The sequence below is a fragment of the Pseudomonas sp. TAE6080 genome, assembly GCF_018732265.1.
GTDB lineage: Bacteria > Pseudomonadota > Gammaproteobacteria > Pseudomonadales > Pseudomonadaceae > Aquipseudomonas > Aquipseudomonas brenneri.
Window position 1 is genome coordinate 177,886 of sequence record NZ_JAHIDY010000007.1, and the last position, 8,575, is coordinate 186,460.

Consider the following 8,575-nt stretch of genomic DNA (forward strand, 5'->3'; position numbering starts at 1 on the left):
GTGAATAAATGGCAAAACGCCGCGACGGCTGATGCCGGTCGCGGCGCGGGGTATTGCAGCGTCAGGCAAAAATCTTAGTTGATTTCGCCATGGCAGTGTTTGAACTTCTTGCCCGAACCGCACCAGCATGGCTCGTTGCGACCCAGCTTCTGCTCGTTGCGCACGGGAGCCTGGGCCAGGGCCACATCGACCTCTTCACCCAGCACCTCTGGCGACTCAAGGCCCGGTGCTTCGTCATGCTGGAACTGCATGCGCGCGGCCAGGGCTTCGGCTTCCTGGCGCAGGCGGGCTTCTTCTTCGATCGGGTCTTCGCGACGCACCTGAACGTGAGACAGCACACGAATCGAATCGCGCTTGATCGAATCCAGCAACTCGGAGAACAACGTGAACGACTCGCGCTTGTACTCCTGCTTCGGATTCTTCTGGGCGTAGCCACGCAGGTGGATACCGTGGCGCAGGTGGTCCATGGTCGACAGATGGTCTTTCCACAGGTCATCCAGCACGCGCAAGACGATTTGTTTCTCGAAGGTGCGCAGCGCTTCGGCACTGGCTTGCTCTTCTTTCTCGTTGTACGCGGCCAGCAGTTCGGCCATCAGTTTTTCGCGCAGGGTTTCTTCGTACAGGTGGTCGTCTTCGTCGAGCCATTGCTGGACCGGCAGATCGACCCCGAAATCACTCTTCAGCGCAGCTTCCAGGCCGGCAACATCCCACTGTTCAGGCAGGGATTGTGGCGGGATATGCGCGCTGACGGTGGCGTTGAGCACGTCCTGGCGGAAGTCGGCAATGGTTTCGCCAATGTTGTCGGCGGCCAGCAACGTGTTACGCATGTGATAGATCACTTTACGCTGTTCGTTGTTGACGTCATCGAACTCCAGCAGTTGCTTACGAATGTCGAAGTTGCGGCCTTCGACCTTGCGCTGGGCCTTTTCGATGGCGTTGGTCACCATACGGTGCTCGATCGCCTCACCGGACTGCATGCCCAGAGCCTTCATGAAGTTCTTCACCCGGTCAGAGGCGAAGATACGCATCAGGCTGTCTTCCAGGGACAGGTAGAAACGGCTGGAACCAGCATCACCCTGGCGACCGGCACGACCACGCAACTGGTTGTCGATACGGCGCGATTCGTGACGCTCGGACGCGATCACCTGCAAACCACCGGATTCCAGCACGGCCTGGTGGCGCTTCTGCCAGTCAGCCTTGATCTGGGCGATCTGCTCAGGCGTCGGGTTGTCCAGGGAAGCCACTTCCACTTCCCAGTTGCCGCCCAACAGGATGTCTGTACCACGACCGGCCATGTTGGTAGCGATGGTCAGTGCGCCAGGGCGACCAGCCTGGGCAATGATCTCGGCTTCTTTTTCGTGGAACTTGGCGTTGAGGACCTTGTGCTCGATGCCTTCCTTGTTGAGCAGGTTGGACATGTGCTCGGAAGTTTCGATGGTTGCAGTACCCACCAGGACCGGACGGCCGTGGGTCATGCACTCCTTGATGTCGGCAACGATTGCAGCGTACTTCTCCTCGGCGGTCAGAAACACCAGGTCGTTGAAGTCTTTACGCGCCAGCGGCTTGTTCGGCGGGATAACCATCACCGACAGACCGTAGATCTGATGGAACTCGAACGCTTCGGTGTCAGCGGTACCGGTCATGCCGGACAGCTTGTTGTACAGGCGGAAGTAGTTCTGGAAGGTGGTCGAGGCCAACGTCTGGCTCTCGGCCTGGATGTTGAGCACTTCCTTGGCTTCGATGGCCTGGTGCAGGCCTTCGGACAAACGACGACCGGGCATGGTACGGCCGGTGTGTTCGTCGACCAGCACGACCTGGCCGTCCTGGACGATGTATTCGACGTTGCGATGGAACAGCTTGTGGGCGCGCAGACCGGCATACACGTGGGTCAACAGGCCCAGGTTGTGTGCCGAGTACAGGCTTTCGCCTTCGGCCAGCAGGCCGATCTGGGTCAGCATCTCTTCGACGAACTGGTGACCGGCTTCGTTGAGCTCGACCTGGCGGGTCTTCTCGTCGATGGAGTAATGACCTTCTTTGGTCACCACGCCTTCCACTTCCTCGATATGTTGCTCAAGGCGCGGGATCAGCTTGTTGATCTCGGTGTACAGGCGCGAGCTGTCCTCGGCCTGGCCCGAGATGATCAGCGGGGTACGGGCTTCGTCGATGAGGATGGAGTCGACTTCGTCGATCACGGCAAAGTTGAGTTCGCGCTGGAATTTTTCTTCCATGCTGAACGCCATGTTGTCGCGCAGGTAGTCGAAACCGAATTCGTTGTTGGTGCCGTAGGTAATGTCGCAAGCGTAGGCGGCACGTTTCTCTTCCGGCGGCTGGAACGGCGTCACGACGCCGACAGTCAGGCCGAGGAATTCATACAGCGGGCGCATCCAGTTGGCGTCCCGGCGGGCCAGGTAATCGTTCACCGTCACAACGTGCACGCCCTTGCCGGACAGTGCGTTGAGGTAAACGCCCAGGGTTGCCACCAGGGTCTTGCCTTCACCGGTACGCATTTCGGCAATCATGCCTTCATGCAAGGTCATGCCGCCGATCAACTGCACGTCGAAGTGACGCATGCCCATGACACGCTTACCGGCTTCGCGGGCGACCGCAAAGGCTTCGGGCAGCAGTTTGTCGAGGGTTTCACCTTTGGCTATGCGGGCCTTGAACTCTTCGGTCTTGGCGCGCAATTGCTCATCCGACAGAGCAACCATCTGCTCTTCGAAGGCATTGACCAGCTGCACCGTCTTGAGCATGCGTTTGACTTCGCGCTCATTCTTGCTTCCAAAAAGTTTCTTTAACAAAGGCGCAAACATATCGGCAGGTTCTTCCACACATTAGGGATGAAGGGGCGCCCCGTAAGTCGCCCGAGCAGCCCTCACGGCCGCATGCGAACGAGCATTCTACCCGGAAACGAGGGTGAGGAAAGTGGCGTTGTTCCACGATGCAGACACAGCGTTCCAGGAGGGCTTGTTTAAAATAAGGGCTTTTTGCTGAACTTCAACCCATTCGAGCGAGAAGTTACTTATTGATTTAATGGATAAACTGTCCACAAAGCAATGACCACGGTGCCGCACACGCTTTCTGCTACCATGGCGGCTCTGTTACCTAAGGTGTCTAGATCATGGCATTTCGCCCTCTTACGGCCCGAGCTCCCGCCGTGCTGCTGCGCGAAGCCAAGCCTTTAAAAGCCATCTTTGGCCATGCGCAACGCCTGGGCCATCTGCAACGCCTGCTGGAAAGCCAATTGCAACCTGCGGCCCGCGAGCACTGCCATGTGGCGTCGTGGCGGGAAGGGACGCTGCTGCTGATCGTCACCGACGGGCATTGGGCGACCCGCCTGCGCTACCAGCAAAAACGCTTGCAGCGCCAACTACAGGCGTTTGATGTATTTGCCAGCCTGCTGCGCATCCAGTTCAAGGTCCAGCCACCGACCGTACAGCAAGGCGCGGTGGGGCATACCATGGATTTGTCGGTGAATGCCGCCGAGACGATCCAGGCCACGGCGGACGGGATTACCGATCCGAAGTTGCGCGCGGCGCTGGAGCGGTTGGCCGCGCATGCCAAGCCCAAAACCTGAAAACCGCTCCCACAGTTCGATTGCATAGACCTTGCTGGCTACTTACGCTTGCTACCGCCAAGCAAAGACCCCAACAGCCCGCGCACCAACTGGCGGCCCATCTGATTCGCCGCCTGCTGCATCGCCGACTTCAAGGCCTTGCCCGCGGTGGTTCCCAGGAACGCCCCGGCCTTGTCGGTGAAGCTCGGTTCTTCTGCGACAGGTGCAGCACCCGCCTCCGGTCCCAACTCTTTACGCGCCATCAGCACTTCATAGGCCGACTCACGATCAACCGGCTTGTCGTAGCGTCCCAACAGCGATGAGCTGGCAATCAAGGCCGCGCGCTCGGCTTCGGTCAACGGCCCGATCCGCGATTGCGGCGGTGCTACCAGCACCCGCTGGACCACCTCGGGCGTACCTTTTTCCTGCAGCGTCCCCACCAGCGCCTCACCCGTACCCAGCTCGGTCAACACCGCCAGGGCCTCGAACGCCGGGTTAGGCCGGAAGCCATCAGCCACCGCCCGCAGGGATTTTTGTTCCTTGGTAGTGAACGCGCGCAGGCCATGCTGGATCCGGAGACCCAGTTGCGCCAGCACGTTATCCGGCAAATCGCCTGGCGACTGGGTGACAAAATACACCCCCACGCCTTTGGAGCGAATCAGCCGCACCACTTGCTCCAGACGGTCCTGCAACGCCTTGGGCGTATCGGCGAACAGCAAATGCGCCTCGTCGAAAAACAGCGCCAGCAGCGGCTTGTCGGCATCGCCGCGCTCCGGCAATTGCTCGAACAACTCGGCCAGTAACCACAACAGGAAGGTCGCATAGACTTTTGGCGACTCGTGTACCAGGCGGCTGGCATCCAGCAGATGAATGCGTCCACGCCCGTCGCTGGCCGGCTGCAGAATGTCTTCCAATTGCAACGCCGGCTCGCCGAACAGGGCTTCTGCGCCCTGCTGTTCCAGCACGGCCAGGCGACGCAGCAAAGCCTGGCTGGAGCCGGTCGTCATCAAGGCCGCGTCATCACCCAGCAGTTCTGGGTTGAACTTGAGGTGATTGAGCAGGGCCTTGAGGTCCTTGAGGTCCAGCAGCAGCAAGCCCTCGCGATCCGCCACCTTAAAGGCGGCATACAACGTCGACTGCTGGCTGTCGGTCAGCTCCAATAGGCTGCCCAGCAGCAACGGGCCCATTTCACTCAAGGTTGTACGAAGCGGATGACCGGACTGACCGTGGATATCCCACAGTGTTACCGGATACGCCTTAGGCGCGTAATTAAGGAAAGGCATGCCGGCGATACGCTCGGCCACCTTGCCCTGGGGATTGCCTGCGGCGCCCAGGCCACACAGGTCACCCTTGATATCGGCGGCGAACACCGCGACGCCAGCATCACTGAACGCCTCCGCCAGCCGTTGCAAAGTCACGGTCTTGCCCGTGCCGGTGGCGCCGGCGATCAGGCCATGGCGATTAGCCAGGCGCATGGCCTGGGCAATGGGTTGGCCTTCGAGATCTGCGCCAATAAGAAGTTGCGAGGAGTCAGGCATTTTGTCACCCATGGTTAATCTTTAGCGCTGCACGGTCGATACAGACAAAGCGGAGACCAGAAAAGTCCTTAAAACAGAACAGATAATTCCTACACACCAAATGGAAATATCACAGTTTTTTTATCGCTGCCATTTTGCGCGCCTACACAAGAATGCGCCTCGGACATTAAGACCTTAGCGGACACGACAAGCCATGAATAAAAATCTGCGCTTCAGCCACAAAATCCTGCTTGCAGCCGCCCTTATCGTCATTGCCGCTTTTGCGTTGTTCACGTTATACAACGACTATCTGCAACGTAACGCGATTCGCGACGACCTAGACAATTATCTACATGAAATGGGTGATGTCACCGCCAGTAATATCCAGAGCTGGCTGGCCGGGCGCATTGTGCTGGTGGAGAACGCCGCCCAGAACATCGCCATCAATCCCGAGCCGGCCGTTGTCGCCAGCTTGCTGGAACAGAAAGCCCTGACATCGTCGTTCATGGCCACCTACCTGGGGGACAGCCAAGGCGGCTTCACTATTCGCCCCGATGCCAAGATGCCCGACGGCTTCGACCCACGCGTGCGTCCCTGGTACAAAGGCGCCCAGGCCAGCAATGGCTCGACCCTGACCGAACCCTATATTGATGCAGCCACCGGCCAACTGATCATTTCCATCGCCACGCCCAGCAGCAAGGCCGGACAAAGTGTCGGCGTGGTAGGTGGTGACCTGAGCCTGCAGACCCTGGTCGATAATATTGGTGCCCTGGACTTCGGCGGCATGGGTTATGCGTTTCTGGTCAGCGCCGACGGCAAGATCCTGGTCCACCCGGATAAAACCCTGGTGATGAAAACCTTGAGCGAGATTTACCCGAATCAATCCCTGAAAATCAGCGCTGACTTCAGTGAAATTGCGGTCGATGGCAAAACCCGCATCGTCACCTTCGCCCCGATCAAGGGCTTACCGTCAGTGAACTGGTATATCGGTCTGTCGGTAGATAAGGACAAATCCTTCGCAATGCTCAGCGAATTCCGCACTTCGGCCATCATCGCCACCGTGATTGCCGTGGCGATCATCATCGCGTTGCTGGGCATGCTGATCCGCGTGTTGCTGCAACCGCTGCACGTCATGACCCGCGCCATGGAAGGCATCGCCGATGGCGAAGGCGACCTGACGCGCCGCCTGAATATCCAGAACCACGACGAGTTCGGCATTCTCGCCAAAGCCTTCAACCGCTTTGTGGAGCGGATTCACACGTCTATTCGCGAAGTGTCCTCCGCCACCGGCCAGGTCAATGAAGTGGCATTACGCGTGGTCAGTGCCTCCAACTCGTCGATGGTCAACTCTGACGAACAGGCCAACCGCACCAACAGTGTCGCGGCAGCAATCAACCAACTGGGTGCCGCAGCCCAGGAAATTGCCCGTAACGCCGCCCAGGCCTCGCACCAGGCCAGCGATGCACGCCACCTGGCCGAAGATGGCCAGCAAGTGGTGGAGCGCAATATCAAGGCCATGACGCAACTGTCCGAGATGATCAGCGCCTCCAGCAGCAATATCGAGGCACTCAACAGCAAGACCGTGAATATCGGGCAGATCCTCGAAGTGATCACCAGTATCTCCCAGCAAACCAACCTGCTGGCACTCAACGCGGCGATTGAGGCTGCGCGTGCCGGGGAAGCCGGGCGCGGGTTTGCGGTCGTGGCCGACGAGGTGCGCAACCTGGCCCATCGCACGCAAGAATCAGCGCAACAGGTGCAAAAGATGATCGAGGAGCTGCAAGTCGGTGCCCGGGATTCGGTCAGCACCATGAGCGAAAGCCAGCGCCACAGCCTCGACAGCGTGGAAATCGCCAACCTGGCAGGCGAACGCCTGAGCAGCGTGACCCAGCGTATCGGTGAAATCGACGGCATGAACCAATCGGTGGCCACCGCGACCGAGGAACAGACCTCAGTGGTGGAATCGATCAACATCGATATCACCGAAATCAATACGCTCAATCAGGAAGGCGTGGAAAACCTGCAGTCGACCTTGCGTGCCTGCTCTGACCTGGAGCAACAAGCGGCACGCCTAAAACAACTGGTGGGCAGCTTCCGTATCTGAACCCGAACACACTGCTCTTACATTCAACCTGCTTTGTTGCCCGGCATTGTGGCCGGGCCGGGCTTGTCGTGCGGCTGCGACTCTTCCTGCAATTGCTCCCACAATCGCGCAGCATCCGGAAAGTCCGTGCCATCCTCGGCACCCAGGGCATCCGGGTCATAGCGGCTCAAACAGCCCTCGCCCAACGTGGCAGGTGCTCGGGAAGTAGCTTTATCCAGGGGATCACTCATCGTTCGATCCTCGCAGTTGACACCAATAAAAAGGGCCTGGGTGATTTAACGCCCAGGCCCTTTTTGCTTCAACTAAAAACAATCGATCAGAACACCACGGTCTTGTTGCCGTGCACCAGCACCCGGTCTTCCAGGTGATAGCGCAAGCCACGGGCCAGGACCATTTTCTCGACGTCACGACCGAAGCGCACCATGTCTTCAATGCTGTCGCTGTGGCTGACGCGTACCACGTCCTGCTCGATGATGGGACCGGCGTCCAGCTCTTCGGTGACATAGTGGCAAGTTGCACCAATCAACTTCACGCCACGCAAGGACGCCTGGTGATAGGGCTTGGCACCGACGAACGACGGCAGGAAGCTGTGGTGAATGTTGATCACCTTGCCTGCATATTCACGGCACAGTTCTGGCGGCAGGATTTGCATGTAGCGCGCCAGTACCACTACGTCAGCTTCATGCTGCTCGACCAGACGCGAGACTTCGGTGAAGGCCGGCTGTTTATTCTGCGAATCGACCGGTACGTGGTAGTACGGAATGCCATGCCACTCAACCATGCTGCGCAGGTCGTCGTGGTTGGAAATCACACAGGCGATTTCACAGTCCAGTTCGTCGCTGTGCCAGCGGTGCAACAAATCCGCCAGGCAATGGGATTCGCGGCTGGCCATCAGGACCACGCGTTTTTTCTGCTCGGTGTCGGTGATGCGCCATGTCATCGAAAACTCTTCGGCGATAGGCGCAAACGCCTCGCGAAACGCTTCGAGGCCAAAAGGCAGCGTGTCGGCCCGGATTTCGTGGCGCATGAAAAACCAACCACTGAGATTGTCCGAGTGATGACTCGCTTCGGTGATCCAGCCATTGTGGGCGGCCAGAAAGTTACTGACTTTAGCGACGATACCAACCCGATCCGGGCAGGCAATCACCAGACGAAAAGTGCGCATTAGGGGCAAACTCCAGAACTTCGCAAAGGCCGCCATTCTAGCGACACCGTAGAAAAACTGCAGTATTCCTCAACGCTTATTCGAGCGATTCCTTGCGGTGCCCCTAAACTGCGTACGGTTTTTACCTGAGCATTATGTCAGCACGAGCATCTGTTACGGCAATTAGCCAAGATTTAATGAGGGCGGTTGCAGGAGCTGAGTGCAACACGGTTATTGAATTGAAGCAGGAGCCTCAT

General features: G+C 58.4%; 6 protein-coding genes and 1 pseudogene. 3 read left to right on the forward strand and 4 right to left on the reverse strand.

The annotated features are described in order from the left end of the window. Positions 1–74 precede the first annotated feature (74 nt). Positions 75–2,810 carry a preprotein translocase subunit SecA gene (gene secA, locus KL786_RS08100; protein ID WP_215517272.1) on the reverse strand — a complete coding sequence of 912 codons (2,736 nt, stop codon included), beginning with the start codon at positions 2,808–2,810 and terminating at the stop codon, positions 75–77. A gap of 308 nt (positions 2,811–3,118) precedes the next feature. On the opposite strand from secA, the gene KL786_RS08105 reads away from it, so the two are divergent. Then, a complete protein-coding gene (locus KL786_RS08105) occupies positions 3,119–3,574 on the forward strand; it encodes a DUF721 domain-containing protein (protein ID WP_032862475.1) in 456 nt (151 codons plus the stop codon). Positions 3,575–3,612: 38 nt separating this feature from the next. On the opposite strand, the gene KL786_RS08110 is transcribed toward KL786_RS08105, so the two are convergent. Further along, the gene (locus KL786_RS08110) at positions 3,613–5,091 is read right to left on the reverse strand and encodes a helicase HerA-like domain-containing protein (protein WP_032862622.1); all 1,479 of its coding nucleotides are present in this window, start codon (positions 5,089–5,091) and stop codon (positions 3,613–3,615) included. A gap of 193 nt (positions 5,092–5,284) precedes the next feature. Here KL786_RS08110 and KL786_RS30075 point away from each other — a divergent pair. Both KL786_RS30075 and KL786_RS30080 read left to right on the forward strand, forming a co-directional pair. Next, positions 5,285–6,316 (forward strand): annotated as a pseudogene (locus KL786_RS30075) (HAMP domain-containing protein); the annotation flags it as partial. 93 nt (positions 6,317–6,409) lie between these two features. Continuing rightward, positions 6,410–7,174 (forward strand): methyl-accepting chemotaxis protein, encoded by a 765-nt coding sequence (locus KL786_RS30080; RefSeq protein WP_371923390.1) that lies wholly within the window; start codon positions 6,410–6,412, stop codon positions 7,172–7,174. A gap of 23 nt (positions 7,175–7,197) precedes the next feature. Here the strand turns inward: KL786_RS30080 and KL786_RS08120 are convergent, their stop codons facing one another. Continuing rightward, a complete protein-coding gene (locus tag KL786_RS08120; protein WP_215517274.1) occupies positions 7,198–7,404 on the reverse strand; it encodes a hypothetical protein in 207 nt (68 codons plus the stop codon). Between the two features lie 86 nt (positions 7,405–7,490). Further along, the gene (gene purU / locus KL786_RS08125) at positions 7,491–8,339 is read right to left on the reverse strand and encodes a formyltetrahydrofolate deformylase (protein ID WP_215517275.1); all 849 of its coding nucleotides are present in this window, start codon (positions 8,337–8,339) and stop codon (positions 7,491–7,493) included. Between the last annotated feature and the right edge of the window lie 236 nt (positions 8,340–8,575).

Excerpts from the sequence above, each read along its gene's own strand:
- purU (WP_215517275.1), bottom strand. The coding sequence starts at position 8,339 with ATGCGCACTTTTCGTCTGGTGATTGCCTGCCCGGATCGGGTTGGTATC.
- KL786_RS30080 (WP_371923390.1), top strand. The coding sequence starts at position 6,410 with ATGGTCAACTCTGACGAACAGGCCAACCGCACCAACAGTGTCGCGGCA.
- secA (WP_215517272.1), bottom strand. The coding sequence starts at position 2,810 with ATGTTTGCGCCTTTGTTAAAGAAACTTTTTGGAAGCAAGAATGAGCGC.
- KL786_RS08110 (WP_032862622.1), bottom strand. The coding sequence starts at position 5,091 with ATGCCTGACTCCTCGCAACTTCTTATTGGCGCAGATCTCGAAGGCCAA.
- KL786_RS08105 (WP_032862475.1), top strand. The coding sequence starts at position 3,119 with ATGGCATTTCGCCCTCTTACGGCCCGAGCTCCCGCCGTGCTGCTGCGC.
- KL786_RS08120 (WP_215517274.1), bottom strand. The coding sequence starts at position 7,404 with ATGAGTGATCCCCTGGATAAAGCTACTTCCCGAGCACCTGCCACGTTG.